The organism is Pseudomonas grandcourensis (assembly GCF_039909015.1).
Taxonomy (GTDB): domain Bacteria; phylum Pseudomonadota; class Gammaproteobacteria; order Pseudomonadales; family Pseudomonadaceae; genus Aquipseudomonas; species Aquipseudomonas grandcourensis.
Window position 1 is genome coordinate 5,405,582 of sequence record NZ_CP150919.1, and the last position, 15,680, is coordinate 5,421,261.

The following is a 15,680-nucleotide window of genomic DNA, read 5'->3' on the forward strand; positions in this document are numbered from 1 at the left end:
AATTGATGATCAATCGGAGGGTCCTTACAGCGACACGCTCATCAAGACATCCTTCTCTTGATAGCCCGCATGCGGGCCAGCCCTAACAGGTTCACAACAAAATCCATTTAGCGGACAGCTCCTTGTCGTCAAGTGTTGGTGCCTTCGATTGCGCACTCTTTCGCCAAGACATCGACCGCCTCATCACGGTCGACACAATTAGTTACAGCTGATCATAGACAGCAACCTCGGGCTTGCAAGGCCACTAGTCGGCCAGCATTGAGGACAAAAACGATTCAGCTACTTGCCGGGTGGTTGCCGTCCGTCGAGCATACCCAGCAGGGCTTGCACCGCCGCCGACGGTGGTTTGTTTGTCGCGACCACCAAAGCAAACTCACGGTCGATCCGCGGCAGCACCGGCACCACGCGCAAACCCTGCCGATTACCCGGCAGCGTCATCTCCGGAACCAGGCTCACGCCGATGTTTTCCCGCACCAGGGTAAACGCACTGCGCCACTCGCGGACCTCGACGCGCACATCCTGCAGTGGCAGCCCCGCATCGGCAGCCAGACTTCGCGCATTGGTCGAACAACCGCCCGTGGCCAGCACAAAAGGTTGCGTCACCAACTCGTCGAGGCGGACACCCTCTTCATGAGTGCGCCGCGCCAGCGGATGGCCACCGGGCAATACCGCCATCCAGGCATCGCGCCCCAAAGGACTGGCCTTGCGTTCGGCAGACGGATTGAGCACCACGCCGACATCCACCAGTCCCGCGTCGAGCAGGGTTTCCACTTCGTCATCGCTGACTTCCAGGGCAACCACCTCAATGCCGGGGTAAAGCCGATTGAACCGGCGCAGCAAAGGCGGCAGAAAGGTCGCCAGGACCATGGGAAAACTGGCCAGGCGAATCGTCCCGCGTTCAACACCTTTTGCGGCCTCGACGGTGCTGCGAATGGCTTGCAGCGCACCGAGCATGGTCCGCGCCTGCTCGATGACCGCCAGGCCGATGGCCGTCGGCAAGGTTTGGCGGTTTTCCCGGGTGAACAATTGAACACCGAGGTTTTCCTCGATCAATGCCAAGGCCTGGCTGGCCCCTGACTGGGTCATGCCGACCCGGTCGGCGGCCCGGGTGATGTTGCCGGTATCCGCCACAGCCACCACCATTCGCCAGTGCATCAGGTTCATCATGGCAGTAGCTTTCCTTATGGCAGTTTTCTGAAAGATTAATTTTATCGGGGGCGCCGTGCACTATGACACTGGCGTAAATCCACAACCAGAGCCCGCCCCATGAAGCTGTATTACGCCCCCGAAGCCTGCTCGCTGGCGCCACACATTGTGTTGCGCGAATTGGAACTGCCTTTCCAATTGATCCGCGTCGACAACATCAGCAAAACCACTGCCGACGGCGACGACTTTCTCGCCATCAACCCCAAGGGTTACGTCGCTGCCTTGCAACTGGATAACGGCGAAGTGCTGACTGAAGGGCCGGCGATTCTGCAATACCTGGCTGATCTACAGCCGCAAGCAAAACTGGCCGCTGCGCAGGAGACTTTCGAGCGGGTACGGTTACAGGAATGCCTGAACTTCATCTCGACGGAGATTCATGGCGGGCTCGGCTGGCTGTTCAACGCCCGATTTACCGAAGAGGTGAAGGCGCTGATCAAGGCGAAACTGTTCAAGCGTTTTGCCGTGTTGAACCAGACGTTGGAGCGGCAGGATTACTTGATGGCGGCCGGGTTCGGCATTGCTGATGTGTATTTGTTTACGGTGTTGCGTTGGGCTCGGTTGTTCGACATTGAATTGAATGAGTGGCCCGCGTTGGCAAGGTTTCAAGCCAGAGTGAATCAGCGGCCGGCGGTGAAAGCGGCACTGGCCGCCGAATTGGCGTAGGACGTTAGATCAATCGCGAGCAGGCTCGCGATGGCGACCTTCCAGACAACACAAAACTACAAGCTGGCACTCACCCTGGTGGCGACTTCCCCCGGCACCCAGCCCTTCCACACCTGCGGCTGCTCACGCAAAAACGCCTCGGCGACTTCGCGGGGTTTCTGCCGTTTTTCACTCATCTGGCCCAGGGTCTGGTTCAACAGATCGATCGGCAGATCGACCTTCTCGAAGAACGTCACCAGGTCCGGATACTGCGCCTTGAACGGTGCCGACACACCGATAGCCAGGCTCGCCGGCATCGAGCGCGTGCCCTTGGGGTTCGGGTTGTTGGCGTCGGCCAGGGTTTTCCAGGCTTCGGCGTCGAACGGCGGTTCGTCGAGCTTCACCAGTTTGAATCGCCCCAACAGCGGTGTCGGCGACCAGTAGTAGAACAACACCGGTTTGCCCCGGCGGATCGACGACGCCACCTCGGCATCCAGTGCGGCACCGGACCCCGTGCGGAAGTTGACGTAGCTGGCGGTCAGGTCATAGGCCTTGAGTTTCTGGCTGTTGACGATTTCCGATGTCCAGCCGGTCGGGCTGTTGAGGAAGCGTCCGCGGCTCGGGTCTTCGGGGTCGCGGAACACGTCCTTGTATTTCGCCAGGTCCGCAACGGATTTCAGTTCTGGAGCCAAGGGCTTGATGCCGCGCTCGGGATCGCCCTTGATCACGTACTCCGGCACCCACCAGCCTTCTGTGGCGCCTTTGACCGTATCGCCCAGGCCAAACACCTTGCCATCCGCTGCCGCCTTGACCCAGGCGGGACTACGCCCGGCCCACTCTTCACCGATGACCTGGATATCGTTTTTCGCCAGCGCCGCTTCAAGGCTGACGGTACTGCCCGGCAGTGTGTCGGTCGGGTAGCCGTAACCTTTTTCAACGATCAGGCGCAGGATTTCGGTGATGAGGCTGCCGCTTTCCCAGGTGATGTCGCCAAAGTGGATAGGCGCCGCTTTTTTCGTGGCCGATGCCGGGTGGGACAACAGGCTCAGGGCCAGCAGCGAACTGCCGAGCAGGGTTTTGATCGATCTCATGCGGACCTCTTGTTCTGGAGGGGACGGTTCGGTGATTGGTTGGCGCTGTGCCGGTCGCACAGGGCCTGGGAACGGGTCATGTAGTCGCTGACTGAACGCTGGGAGATGCCCAGCGCGGCGGCAATTTGCGGATAGGTCAGGCCGTCGACCCGCGACAACAGGAAGGTCGAGCGGACCTTGCCGGGCAGCCGCTGAAGACTGTGATCCACACGGGTCAGGGCCTGGGACACCTGAGCCAGTGCCTCCGGCGATTCGGCGTGGACCGGCTCGGCCTGTTGCAGTTGCTGAAGATACTGGCGCTCCAGATCCCCTCGACGCCAGCGCTGATAGAGCAGGCGCCGGGCGATGGTGGTGAGCAAGGCACGGGGTTCACGGATTGCCGTCAGACTTGGGGCCTGGAGCAGTTGCACGAAGGTTTCGCCGGCAATGTCTTCGACAGCAGCGGCATCGTTCAGGGACTGACGCAGGCGTTTGCAGAGCCAGTGGTAGTGAGCGCGGAACAGGCCGTCCACGTGTTTGCGATGAAGAATATCGGCGCCGGACATAGGGGCTCCTGGGTTAGGGGTCGCTGAATGTCCGGTGGTCCGGTGAGGCGAATCCTAGCAAGGAGCCTTATTCATTAATAATATTTAAAACTTATTTTTATATTCATTTATAGAATTAAAAGGAACACCTGACAGGCCTCTATCGCAAATCCCCATACCCCAACGTCTCAGCCTCACGCTGATAGTCGAGCACAATCTGATAGTCGCTTTCGTTGGCGGGCAGTACCTCTGGCAAACCGAGGGTTTCGGCAACCTGCGGCAGTTCGCGCAATGCCAGGTTCATCACCCGCAGAAGCGCTTCAGCCTGCTCATCGCTGACCGTCGCGGCGGTAATGAACGGTAAGGCAGGGCTGAGCGCACTGCGGGCAATCACCCGCAAACCGGCCACTTCCTCTGCGGCATGGCGTGCCAGATAGGCAAAGGTCACGCTGTCGATGGCCGCCAGATCGGCAAGGTCTTCACGTAACCAGCGCAGGCTTTCGCGATGGCTGCCGCTGATTCCCACCTGAGCAAAAAATCGCCCGTCACGTTGCAGCGGTGCCAAGCGGCGGCGCAGCAGATTCATGCCGCTGTTGGAGTCCTGGCCATTGATCACGCCTCGGCTGCCGCGAAAATCCGCCAGGGTTGGCCGTGCATCATCAAGACGTCCCAGAATCAGGCTGCAATGATTGCCGTTGCTGCTGTCCGGCAGTTCATAACGAGGGCGTCCCAGCACCCGGACCTTGCCGCGCAATGCCGTCATCAGCGGATAACCGCAGGTTTGTGTCAGCAGCAAGTTCGGCGACAACCACATCTGCATCAGGGACAGGCCTTCGGTATCACGGCGGGTGTCGCCCAGACGCTCGAGGATTCGCGCCAGCCAGCGTTCGTTGGCCCGGTGGATGGGTTCGGGGGCGGTGTACATCAGCAGTTCGGCGATGTGTTGGGTCATCAAAACTTCCTCATGCAACGCAATCCCCTGTGGGATTGGAGGTGATCCATACTTCAGTGAAACGGATGCCTGGGACTGTCGATGGCTTTGACGCCATGCTCACGCCACAACTGCCCATACCCCTGCACCAGGAATCCACCGCTGCGCGCCAACCATTGCTCGCGGCGGGCCTGGTATGCACGGGGCAAGTCGTACCAGGGCAACCCCGGCAACTCGTGATGCACCAGATGAAAGTTGAGGTTCAGGAACAGCCAGCGCCACGGCCAGGCCGCTTCGTTGAGTACCGTGCGTTGCTCCGGTGCCGCGTGAGGGCGATGTTCATAGTAGGAGCGAATCATGGCGATCGACAGCGCTGGCACACTGATCAACAACAGGTAATGCCAAACCGGCAGCACACTGACACTCGCGATGAACAGCAACATCACCCCGGTCATCAAGCCGTGACTCAACCACATCAACCACGCCTGACGCTCGCCGGCCCTGAGGCGCTGTAGCTCTTCACGGGCCAGCGCCAGCAAGGCCAGCGGTGCCCCCAGGGCAAAGCGGCCGAGCACGGTTTTGCTCAGCCAGTGCAGGCTGCGCACCAACGCCGAGCTGCCCTGCCACTGCCCGGCACTCAGGTAACGGCTTTCCGGATCGCGACCGGGGATCGTCAGGTCCTCGTCGCGGTGATGCAGCAAATGGCTATCGCGGTACAAGGTGTACGGATACCAAACGGCAAACGGTGCGTAGCCAAGGATTTTGTTCAGGATTGGCCAGCGTGTGGGATGACCATGCAACAGTTCGTGTTGCACGGATAACCACAACACCAGCAATGGAATCAGCAACAGCGTGCTCCACCACAAACCCAATCGATGGCTGTTCAACACGATGCCAAACCAGGCGCCATACACACCGATCAACAGCAACCAGGTCGGCCATTCGGTGCGCGCGGTGAAGCGTCGGCGCAGGGATTCGATTTCTGCTTGGTGGGCGCTATCAAAGTAATGGGGCATGGCGTTGCTCAGATCGGGGACCAGTCCCCTTCTGTGCAATGGCTTTGGGAAATCTTGCAGATTATTTTCAGGAGGATCGCTCCCATGTTGCATGGGAGCGATCAATCAATGCGGGATCAGTGACCGAACACGCCGACCTTTTTGGCCTTCTTGTCTGCGCGCTTCTCGATAGCGGTTTTCACCGGTTTCTTTTTCGCCGATTTCTTTGAATCCATACCTTTGGACATGATGCGTACTCCACTCATGGGGATGTGAGATCAGGTATACACCTATCCCGGCGCGCGCGTTCTTTTATAATCGCCCGCTTTGCATACCGACAGTCCGAGACCATGCCCGACACCCAATACGCCCTGCTTGACGAGCCGTTATGGCCATTGATGAACAAGTTCTATCGCACTCACCAATCGTCGATGAAAGCCGTGCGCGACGCAAAGCTGTGGGTGGCCCGGCGTGACCGGATTGTTGCCGTGCTGTGTTTGCGTCCGGTGTCCGGCGGGCATTGGCTGACCGGCTTGCTGGTCGATCCGGCCTGCCGCGAGCAAGGGCTTGCCGCCGGGTTGATTGCGGCCGCGGTGAAGGAGTGCGAACTGCCGGTGTGGTTGTTCTGCCATCCGGACTTGCGGGGGTTTTATGAGCGACGCGGGTTTACTTTCGATCCGCCGATGCCTTACGCGATGGTTGAACGGTTAAGCCGTTATGCGCGCAGCAAACCGATGATTGCGATGGGGTTGGAGCCGGCTCAAGCCTGATGAAGATCAAATGTGGTTTTGTGGTGGATTTGGGTCAATCGTCCGCGTTGGGATCCAGGTCCGGGAACATCACCTCGGTGAAGCCAAACTTGCTGAAGTCGGTAATGCGCGACGGGTACAGGCGGCCGATCAGGTGGTCACACTCATGCTGCACCACCCGTGCATGAAACCCCGAGGCAAAACGCACGATGGGTTCACCCTTGGGGTCGACACCTTCGTAGCGAATCTGCTGGTAACGCTGCACCGCGCCACGCAGGCCAGGCACGGACAAACAGCCTTCGAAGCCCTCTTCCAGGATCGGGCTCAGCGGTGTGATCAACGGGTTGATCAGGATCGTCTGCGGCACGGCCTCGGCATCCGGGTAACGCTCGCTGTGCTCGAAACCGAAGATCACCAGTTGCAGGTCGACGCCGATCTGCGGAGCGGCCAGGCCAACGCCCCCCACGCTTTCCATGGTCTGGAACATGTCATCGATCAGTTGCCACAGCTCGGGGCTGTCGAACATTTCGACCGGCACTGGCGGGGCAATGCGCAGCAGGCGCTCATCGCCCATTTTCAGAATTTCACGAATCATGATCAGGTTTCATCAATGGTCGGTTTGTGTGAGTGATCGCGGCCCAACCCCGACACGTGGTGTTTTTCCTCATGGACGGGACCATGCTCGCCAGCCACTTTTTCGCCAGGGTCCTTGCCCTCTCGCGACATGTGCTCGATCACGGCATTCATTTCCGCGCCCAGCAGCAGCACCGCAGCGGAAATGTAGAAGTACAGCAACAGCACGATGATCGCACCGATACTGCCATACATGGCGTTGTAGTTGGCGAACTCCTTGACGTACAAACCAAAGCCCAGGGACGCGATGATCCATACCACCACCGCCAGCACTGAGCCTGGGGTGATGAAGCGGAATTCCTGTTTGACGTCGGGCATGACGTAGTAGATCAACGCCACCGCGACCATCATCAAAATCACGATCACCGGCCAGCGCGCGATGGTCCAGAGCGTGACGATGAAGTACTCAAGGCCGACTTGCGCAGCGATCCATTCCATCACCTGTGGCCCGAGCACCATCAGCGCTGCGGCGATCAGCAGCATGCCGGCAATGCCGACGGTGTAGATGATCGACAACGGAAAGCGTTTCCACAGCGGGCGCCCTTCAACCACGTCGTAGGCAGCGTTCATCGCGCTCATCATCAGCCGCACACCGGCGGAGGCGGTATACAGCGCAATCACGATACCCACTGACAGCAGCCCCCCCTTGGACTGCTGAAGCTGGTCGATCACCGGGTTGACCTGCTCCAGCGCCTGGGGCGGCAATACGAGTTCCGATTGCAGGCGCAGCCAGGAAAAGAAGTCGGGCAGATGCAGGAAGCCGATCAGGGCAATCAGGAACAGAATGAACGGAAACAGCGAAAAGAGCATTTGATAGGCCAGCGCCGAGGCATAGGTCGACATCTCGTCGGCAATGAACTCGGTGACCGTGCGCATCATCACACGGTGCAGGGGCAAGCCTCTCATGTCCGGGAAAATCATTCGCGTCTCCATTCGCCGCATACGGATTGGGTTGAAGTCGTGGCGACTCAGGGGCTGTTTTCTTTCATCAAGGTAGCCCAGTTGGCGACTTTGAAACAAATTCAGCGTGCAAGTTCAGGCTGACACAAAAACGGCCATCTGAAGATGGCCGCGTCTTCTTTTCATTAAAGACATTTCAATGCAGGAAAGTCGTTACACAAGGTTGACCGGGGGCTTTTACAGGGAGTTTCATTTATTTCACCACGACATTTCATCGTTCAGTGCAGGTTGCGCTTTATGTTTGCGGGCCAACCCCTGAGAATGCGCATCACATTCAGGCCTTGGCGCTGAAGATCCAATCCCGTAGGAACGTTATGAAACTCGATAAAAAGCAGGCCATTGCCCGCAGAAACCAGGAACTCGGCGGTGCTGTGCTTGGCGTCAACAACTGCCACTTCGCCGAACTGAACCGTAACCGCAACATCTGGTGGTTCGACCTCCCGGTGACGCGCCTTGCAATCGGTCAGTACGAGTGGATTCACCTGCTGATGCACACGCCGGACACCGACGAGTTGCTGCACCTGAAAGTGCCGACCGTGTTCCTGCGCGAGAAGCTCGAAGGCCTGGTGGTGCGCAATGAAGGCAAGCGCAAGGCGGCATTGAGCCTGGAACTGAGCGCCGACAAGGACTCCTTCCTGCAGGACATGCGCCCGGCGGGCACCAACGTCAACTTCGCGCCGTTTCGCTTGTAGGAGCGAGCTTGCTCCGGGCGGCGTTCCGACGATGGATTCAAGAGCGCTGCGTTTAACCAGTAAACACGCGTAATCGTTAACGAGCATCGCGAGCAAGCTCGCTCCTACAGATACAAAAAGCCCCGCATCTGCGGGGTTTTTTGTTGATTACGCGGTGGCTTTCTTCGCGTTGATCTTCTTCAGTTCTTCATCGCGCAATTCACGACGCAGGATCTTGCCGACGTTGGTGGTCGGCAGTGCATCGCGGAACTCCACGGAGCGCGGGACCTTGTAGCCGGTGACGTTGGCGCGCATGTGCTCCATCACCTGTTCCTTGGTCAGGGTCACGCCCGGCTTGGCAACGATGAAAATCTTGATCGCCTCGCCCGACTTCTCGTCCGGTACACCGATGGCCGCGCATTGCAGCACGCCCGGCAAGGTGGCCAGCACGTCTTCGAGTTCGTTCGGATACACGTTGAAACCGGATACCAGGATCATGTCTTTCTTGCGATCGACAATGCGCATGTAGCCATCGGGCTGGATCAGTGCGATGTCACCGGTCTTCAACCAGCCTTCGCTGTCGAGGATTTCATCGGTGGCTTCCTGACGCTGCCAGTAGCCTTTCATGACCTGCGGACCTTTCACGCACAGTTCGCCGATTTCACCCATCGGCTGCTCGACGCCGGCATCGTTGATGACTTTGCACAGGGTCGACGGCACCGGAATGCCGATGGTGCCGATCTGGATGTTCTGGATTGGGTTGACCGTGGCCACCGGGCTGGTTTCGGTCATGCCGTAGCCTTCGCAGATGGCGCAACCGGTCACCGCTTTCCAGCGTTCGGCCGCAGCCAGTTGCAGGGCCATGCCGCCCGACAAGGTGACTTTCAGCGCGGAGAAATCCAGCTTGCGGAAGCCTTCGTTGTTGCACAGGGCCACGAACAACGTGTTCAGGCCGACGAAGCCGCTGAACTTCCACTTCGACAGTTCCTTGACCATCGCCGGCAGGTCGCGCGGGTTGCTGATCAGGATGTTGTGGTTGCCGATCAGCATCATCGCCATGCAGTGAAAGGTGAACGCATAGATGTGGTACAGCGGCAGCGGCGTGATCAGGATCTCGCAACCTTCATTGAGGTTGGAACCCATCAGCGCCTTGCACTGCAGCATGTTCGCCACCAGGTTGCGGTGGGTCAGCATCGCGCCCTTGGCCACGCCGGTGGTGCCGCCGGTGTATTGCAACACCGCGACATCGCCACTGGCCGGGTTGGCTTCGGCCACTGGCTGGCCCAGGCCTTTGCTCAGCACGTCGTTGAACTTGACGGCCTTGGGCAAGTGATAGGCCGGCACCATCTTCTTCACGTACTTGATGACGCTGTTGATCAGCAGACGCTTGAGCGGCGGCAGCAGGTCGGCGACTTCGGTGACGATCACGTGCTTGATGCCGGTCTTCGGCACCACGATTTCCGCCAGGTGCGCCATGTTGGCCAGGCAGACAAGGGCCTTGGCACCGGAGTCGTTGAATTGATGTTCCATTTCCCGCGCGGTGTAGAGCGGGTTGGTGTTGACCACGATCAGCCCGGCGCGGATTGCACCGAAGACGGCTACCGGGTACTGCAACACGTTGGGCAGTTGCACGGCGATTCGATCGCCAGGCTGCAAGTCGGTATGCTGTTGCAGATAAGCGGCAAACGCACCGGACAATTCGTACAGTTCACCGTAGGTGAGTGTCTTGCCCAGGTTGCTGAATGCCGGCTTGTTGGCGAAGCGTTGGCAGGATTGCTTCAACACTGCCTGAATATTCGGATACTCGTCTGGATTGATGTCGGCAGCAATCCCAGCTGGGTACTTATCCTTCCAAAAGTCTTCGATCATGGAAGCCCACTCCTCAGCAACGCGAATTCAGCACCGCATTTGATGCGATTATTATTGGTGTTTGGTCATTGGTGAATCTGGCTGATAGTAGGCCGAGAAGTCACAAAGCGCGCCGAGAGTAGCAGCTTTGCCAAGGGTCGACTAGAGCCAAAAGCGGCCTCTACGGTCACATTTGTGACTCAAGACCTTCAGGCAGTCATTTTAGAGCAAAAAACCTATAAAGCCCTGTAGCCCGTGAAAACCGGGGCTTTAGCGTCCGCCGAAAAGCATCGCGGGCAAGCCCGCTCCCACAATGTTCGCGTCGTTCACATCCATTCTGGACGACACTGAACCTTGTGGGAGCGTGGCTTGCCCGCGATCCGCGCAAAGCGCGGCCATTCACCGATCAGGCGATATCACGCAACTCCCGCCGCAAAATCTTGCCCACCGGCGTCATCGGCAGCGACTCACGCAGCACGATGTGCTTCGGTACTTTGTACGCCGTGAAGTTCTCCTTGCAGTAAGCCTTCAGCTCTTCAAGGCTGACCCCAGCTTCACGGGCCACCACGAACAGCTTCACCGCCTCCCCCGACCGCTCGTCGGGCACACCGATGACCGCACAGTTGGCGACGTTCGGGTGAGCCATCACCACGTCTTCGATTTCGTTCGGGTACACGTTGAAGCCAGAGACAATGATCATGTCCTTCTTGCGGTCAACGATGCGCACGAAACCGTCCGGGTCGATCACCGCAATGTCACCGGACTTGAACCAGCCTTCGGCATCCAGCACCTCGGCCGTGGCATCGGGTTTCTGCCAGTAGCCCTTCATGATCTGCGGGCCCTTGATGCACAACTCGCCACGTTCGCCCAAAGGTTGCTCGACGCCGTCATCGCTGATGACTTTCAGCGTGGTGCCCGGCACCGGCAGGCCGACCGTGCCGATCCGCGACTGGTCGCCATAGGGGTTGGTGCAGGCCACCGGCGAAGTTTCGGTCAGGCCGTAGCCTTCGGTGATGCGGCAACCGGTCAGTTGTTCCCAACGCTCGGCGGTGGCCTTGACCAGCGCAGTGCCGCCGGAGTTGGTGAGCTTGAGGCTGGAGAAGTCCAGGGTCTTGAAGTCCGGGTGATCCATCAATGCGACGAACAGTGTGTTGAGCCCCAGCAGCGCCGAGAACCGCCAGTTCTTCAGCTCCTTGATGAAGCCGGCGATGTCCCGTGGATTGGTGATCAGCACGTTGTGGTTACCGGTCACCATCATGCACATGCAGTTCGCTGTGAAGGCATAGATGTGGTACAGCGGCAGCGGCGCGATCATTACCTCCTGCCCTTCGCGCAACAACGGCTGACCGTCGCTGGCCGACTGGCTGAGACAGGCCCGTGCCTGTTGCATGTTCGCCACCAGGTTGCCGTGGGTCAGCATCGCGCCCTTGGCCAGGCCAGTGGTGCCGCCGGTGTATTGCAGCACGGCGATGTCGTCGAGGCCGACCTTCAGCGGCTTGATACCCAGGCCACGACCCATGCGCAGCGCACTCTTGAAGGAAACGGCCTGGGGCAAGGAGTAGTCCGGGACCATCTTCTTGACCTTGCTCACCACAGTGTTGACCAGCCACCCCTTGGCGGTGGGCATCAGGTCGCCCATCTTCGCTTCGATCAGGTACTGGATATCGGTGTCGGGCAGCACTTCCTGGACTTTCTGGCCGAACATGTTCAGGTACACCAGCGCCCGGGCACCGGAGTCCTTGAACTGGTGGCGCATTTCCCGCGCGGTGTACAGCGGGTTGGTGTTGACCACGATCAATCCGGCGCGCAAGGCACCGAACACGGCAATCGGGTAATGCAGGACGTTGGGCATCTGCACCGCGATGCGGTCACCCGGCACCAGGTCGGTGTGGGCTTGCAGGTAGCCGGCGAAGGCAGCGCTCTGGCGTTCCAGTTCGGCGTAAGTCAGGGTCACGCCCATGTTGCTGAACGCAGGGCGGTCAGCAAACTTCTTGCAGGAACGCTCGAACACCTCGATTACCGACTTGTAGGCTCCCAGATCGATGTCCAGGGGTACGCCGGCCGGGCGTTTGTCATTCCAGAAATCAGGTTGCATTGTTCTTGTCCTCTTTACCTGAATCTATCCGGGGCCACTTTTCTGTCACTTTTCAAAAAAAATGCAAAAAGCGGAGCTTCACGGACACTAGCAGTTATGACGTAGCAGGCAAATATGCCCACGGCCGTCATTGACCGTATGAATCTACTCGCCGTGGCGTAGGCTGATCAGACGCCCAGCCAAGGATGCGCTATAAACTGCAACGAGCTGTTTCCAACCAGGCAGCCTCATGCAAAGGAACCGCCATGATCCATGACACTTTCTGGCTGACCACGAGCGACCACAGCCGCCTCTTCGTCAACCAGTGGCTCCCCGACGGCAGCCTCAAGGCAATGATTCTGCTGGCCCACGGCATGGCCGAACACAGCGGCCGCTATGGCCCCCTGGCGGAAAAACTCTGTGAACAGGGCTATGGCGTATGCGCGCCGGACCTGCGTGGACATGGCAAAACCGCCGAAAACGGGACACTCGGGCATTTCGCCGATGACGATGGCTGGTGCAAGGTCGTGAGCGACCTGGCCAGCCTCAACCAGCACATCGGCCAGCAGCACCCTGGCGTCCCGATCGTGCTGCTCGGTCACAGCATGGGCAGTTACATCGCCCAGGCCTATCTGCTGCACCACAGTGCCAGCCTGCACGGGGCCATCCTCAGCGGCTCGAACTTCCAGCCTGTGGCGCTTTATCGCGCAGCCCGGCAAATCGCCCGTCTCGAACGCCTGCGCCAGGGCGGCAAAGGACGCAGCGCTTTGATCGAATGGCTGTCGTTCGGCTCGTTCAACAACAAATTCAAACCGGCACGCACGCCGTTTGACTGGCTCAGCCGTGATCCGGAGCAGGTCGATCTGTACGTCAACGACCCGCTCTGCGGTTTCCGTTGCACCAATCAACTGTGGATCGATTTGCTCGGCGGCTTGCAGCAAATCAGCAAAGCGTCCAATCTCGCCCAGATCGACCCGGGCCTGCCGCTGCTGGTGATTGGCGGCGAATGTGATCCGGTGAGCGAAGGCAAGCGTCTCAAGGATCTGGCCGACGCGCTGCGAGCGGCCGGCAGCCGACACCTGCAACTGACCGTTTACCCGCAGGCGAGGCACGAACTGTTCAATGAGAGCAACCGCGATGAAATCATCGCCGATGTGCTGAACTGGATCGCACAGGCCTTGAGCGCTCCTCGGCCGCACCGGTCCGAATAGTTTTTTTGTGAATTTTTTAATTCGTCACAGGAATTGAGACAGATGACCCAGGTTACCAACACCCCTTACGAAGCCCTCGAAGTCGGCCAGACCGCCAGTTTCAGCAAGACGGTCGAAGAGCGCGACATCCAGTTGTTCGCTGCGATGTCCGGCGACCACAACCCGGTACACCTGGATGCCGAATACGCCGCCAGCACCATGTTCAAGGAGCGCATCGCCCACGGCATGTTCAGCGGCGCGTTGATCAGCGCAGCGGTCGCCTGCGAATTGCCTGGCCCGGGGACCATCTACATCGGCCAGCAAATGAGCTTTCAGAAACCGGTGAAGATCGGCGACACCCTGACCGTGCGCCTGGAAATCCTCGAAAAACTGCCGAAGTTTCGCGTACGCATCGCCACTCGCGTGTTCAACCAGCGCGATGAACTGGTGGTGGATGGCGAGGCGGAGATCCTCGCGCCACGCAAGCAGCAAAGCGTGACCTTGACCACGCTGCCAGCGATCAGCATCGGCTAACCCTCTGTGACGAGGGGGCATTCCGACAAGCCCCCTCGCCACAGTCCCCGTAGCACCTCAAATACTGCAGTCTCTTGCAATTCCTTTTCGCATAAAAAACGCCAGGCTAGCTGGCATTATTCATGTCGGTCATTTGGCCTGCATGCAGAAGGCCTGTATTTTCCAGACTGACCGAATCAAGACGACCGATTGATGAACCCTGAAAAGCTCGAACTGCTGATCACCCGCGAAATGCCCTTCGGCAAGTACAAGGGCCGAATCATTGCCGACCTGCCCGGCCCTTACCTGAACTGGTTCGCCCGGGAGGGCTTCCCTCACGGCGAGTTGGGCGGCCTGCTGGCCCTGATGCAGGAGATCGACCACAACGGATTGTCGGACTTGCTCGAACCGCTGCGCGCCAAACACGGCAAACCGGCCCCGCGCCACTGAATCACCTGACGAGTACCCCATGCCCGACAACACCCGCCGCGCCCGTGATGAAGCCTTCTGGCAAACCTTTGCCGACCGCTACGATGTCGAACCCGGCCCGCTCAACCTGGAGAACGGTTACTTCGGACGCATGTCGCGCACGGTGGTCGAGGAATACCAGCGCAACATCGAGCTGATCAACCGCAGTAACTCGGTCTATGTGCGCCAGCGTTTCGAGCAGGGCGACAGCCTGAAAATCCGCGCGCAACTGGCCAGGCTGATTGGCGTACCCGCCGACAGCATCGCCCTGACCCGCAACGCCTCGGAAGGTTTGCAGTCGCTGATCCGCAACTACAACCGGCTGCAGCCCGGCGATCAGGTACTGATTTGCGATCTGGAATACGACACGGTCAAAGGCGCCATGCGCTGGCTCGCGCGTAATCGTGGTGTCGAAGTGATCGAGATCGATCACGCACACCCGGCAACCTTCGACAGCCTGCTCAATACCTATCGGGAAGCCTTCGCCCGGTATCCGCGGCTGAAGCTGATGGCCCTGACCCACGTCACCCATCGCACGGGCCTGGTGATGCCGGTGCAGGCGATTGCAGCGGCTGCGAAAGAGCATGGCATCGACGTCATCCTCGACAGCGCCCATGCCCTCGGTCAGCTCGAATTCGACCTGAACGATCTTGGTATCACCTTCGCCGGCTTCAATCTGCACAAGTGGATCGGCGCACCGCTGACCCTCGGTTTTATCTACATCGCCCCCGAACGCCTGGCCGACATCGATCCGGACATGGGAGAGATGCATTTTCCACCCACTGACATTCGCGCCCGCACCTCGTACAGCACCCCTAACATCCCGGCGCTGCTGACCCTGCCACTGGTACTCGAAGAACATTGGGCGATGGGGGGTGCCGCGGCCAAGGGCGCGCGGCTCAATTATCTGCGCAACCGCTGGGTCGGTGCAGCGCGGCAGTTACCGGGCGTTGAAGTCCTGACTCCGGATGACCCGCGCCTGTATTGCGGCATCACCTCGTTGCGCTTTACCCGGCATGCCGACCAGCAAGCCATGGTCGAGCGCCTGCTCAATGAGTACAACCTGTTCACCGTGACCCGCAGTGGCGCGGCATGCGGTCCGTGCATCCGCATTACACCGGGGCTTACCACCACGGCGACCGACATGGATGTGCTGGCCAGGGCACTGACCGAACTGGGCTGACG

General features: G+C 59.3%; 16 protein-coding genes. 7 read left to right on the plus strand and 9 right to left on the minus strand.

The features are described from left to right. Window positions 1-279: 279 nt before the first annotated feature. The gene (locus AABM52_RS24175) at window positions 280-1,167 is read right to left on the minus strand and encodes a LysR family transcriptional regulator (protein ID WP_347908527.1); all 888 of its coding nucleotides are present in this window, start codon (window positions 1,165-1,167) and stop codon (window positions 280-282) included. A 99-nt stretch (window positions 1,168-1,266) separates the two neighbouring features. Here AABM52_RS24175 and gstA point away from each other — a divergent pair, with 99 nt between their 5' ends. After that, complete coding sequence (gstA, locus tag AABM52_RS24180) at window positions 1,267-1,869, plus strand: glutathione transferase GstA (RefSeq protein ID WP_347908530.1); 603 nt, start codon at window positions 1,267-1,269, stop codon at window positions 1,867-1,869. Between the two features lie 56 nt (window positions 1,870-1,925). Here gstA and AABM52_RS24185 read toward each other — a convergent pair whose 3' ends face one another. The 4 genes from AABM52_RS24185 to AABM52_RS24200 all read right to left on the minus strand — a co-directional run bounded on the left by AABM52_RS24185 (window position 1,926) and on the right by AABM52_RS24200 (window position 5,410). Then, a complete protein-coding gene (locus tag AABM52_RS24185; RefSeq protein ID WP_347908533.1) occupies window positions 1,926-2,939 on the minus strand; it encodes an ABC transporter substrate-binding protein in 1,014 nt (337 codons plus the stop codon). Then, complete coding sequence (locus AABM52_RS24190; RefSeq protein WP_347908536.1) at window positions 2,936-3,484, minus strand: sigma-70 family RNA polymerase sigma factor; 549 nt, start codon at window positions 3,482-3,484, stop codon at window positions 2,936-2,938. The genes AABM52_RS24185 and AABM52_RS24190 overlap by 4 nt, the downstream gene beginning before the upstream one ends. Before the next feature lie 139 nt (window positions 3,485-3,623). Next, the gene (locus AABM52_RS24195) at window positions 3,624-4,415 is read right to left on the minus strand and encodes a PhnD/SsuA/transferrin family substrate-binding protein (protein ID WP_347908539.1); all 792 of its coding nucleotides are present in this window, start codon (window positions 4,413-4,415) and stop codon (window positions 3,624-3,626) included. Between the two features lie 53 nt (window positions 4,416-4,468). After that, complete coding sequence (locus tag AABM52_RS24200) at window positions 4,469-5,410, minus strand: fatty acid desaturase (protein WP_347908545.1); 942 nt, start codon at window positions 5,408-5,410, stop codon at window positions 4,469-4,471. A gap of 329 nt (window positions 5,411-5,739) precedes the next feature. On the opposite strand from AABM52_RS24200, the gene AABM52_RS24205 reads away from it, so the two are divergent. Then, complete coding sequence (locus tag AABM52_RS24205) at window positions 5,740-6,159, plus strand: GNAT family N-acetyltransferase (RefSeq protein ID WP_347908550.1); 420 nt, start codon at window positions 5,740-5,742, stop codon at window positions 6,157-6,159. 34 nt (window positions 6,160-6,193) lie between these two features. Here the strand turns inward: AABM52_RS24205 and def are convergent, their stop codons facing one another. Together def and AABM52_RS24215 are read right to left on the minus strand one after the other, a co-directional pair. Beyond that, the gene (gene def, locus AABM52_RS24210; RefSeq protein WP_154947525.1) at window positions 6,194-6,733 is read right to left on the minus strand and encodes a peptide deformylase; all 540 of its coding nucleotides are present in this window, start codon (window positions 6,731-6,733) and stop codon (window positions 6,194-6,196) included. Window positions 6,734-6,735: 2 nt separating this feature from the next. After that, a complete protein-coding gene (locus AABM52_RS24215) occupies window positions 6,736-7,692 on the minus strand; it encodes a YihY/virulence factor BrkB family protein (RefSeq protein WP_008054263.1) in 957 nt (318 codons plus the stop codon). 353 nt (window positions 7,693-8,045) lie between these two features. Here AABM52_RS24215 and AABM52_RS24220 point away from each other — a divergent pair, with 353 nt between their 5' ends. After that, window positions 8,046-8,423: a hypothetical protein gene (locus AABM52_RS24220; protein WP_046042266.1), complete on the plus strand. Its 378-nt coding sequence runs from the start codon at window positions 8,046-8,048 to the stop codon at window positions 8,421-8,423. Window positions 8,424-8,570: 147 nt separating this feature from the next. Here the strand turns inward: AABM52_RS24220 and fadD1 are convergent, their stop codons facing one another. Both fadD1 and fadD2 read right to left on the minus strand, forming a co-directional pair. Beyond that, window positions 8,571-10,271 (minus strand): long-chain-fatty-acid--CoA ligase FadD1, encoded by a 1,701-nt coding sequence (gene fadD1 / locus AABM52_RS24225; RefSeq protein ID WP_347908554.1) that lies wholly within the window; start codon window positions 10,269-10,271, stop codon window positions 8,571-8,573. Window positions 10,272-10,656: 385 nt separating this feature from the next. Beyond that, window positions 10,657-12,345 carry a long-chain-fatty-acid--CoA ligase FadD2 gene (gene fadD2, locus AABM52_RS24230; protein ID WP_347908557.1) on the minus strand — a complete coding sequence of 563 codons (1,689 nt, stop codon included), beginning with the start codon at window positions 12,343-12,345 and terminating at the stop codon, window positions 10,657-10,659. Between the two features lie 245 nt (window positions 12,346-12,590). Here fadD2 and AABM52_RS24235 point away from each other — a divergent pair, with 245 nt between their 5' ends. From AABM52_RS24235 to AABM52_RS24250, 4 genes are all read left to right on the plus strand, one after another. Then, on the plus strand, window positions 12,591-13,535 hold the full coding sequence (locus AABM52_RS24235) for an alpha/beta hydrolase (RefSeq protein ID WP_347908559.1): 945 nt from the start codon (window positions 12,591-12,593) through the stop codon (window positions 13,533-13,535). 42 nt (window positions 13,536-13,577) lie between these two features. Next, on the plus strand, window positions 13,578-14,048 hold the full coding sequence (locus tag AABM52_RS24240) for a MaoC family dehydratase (protein WP_007995982.1): 471 nt from the start codon (window positions 13,578-13,580) through the stop codon (window positions 14,046-14,048). A gap of 192 nt (window positions 14,049-14,240) precedes the next feature. Next, window positions 14,241-14,477 (plus strand): DUF3820 family protein, encoded by a 237-nt coding sequence (locus AABM52_RS24245; protein ID WP_003227425.1) that lies wholly within the window; start codon window positions 14,241-14,243, stop codon window positions 14,475-14,477. Between the two features lie 19 nt (window positions 14,478-14,496). Further along, on the plus strand, window positions 14,497-15,678 hold the full coding sequence (locus AABM52_RS24250) for an aminotransferase class V-fold PLP-dependent enzyme (protein ID WP_347908563.1): 1,182 nt from the start codon (window positions 14,497-14,499) through the stop codon (window positions 15,676-15,678). Window positions 15,679-15,680 lie beyond the last annotated feature (2 nt).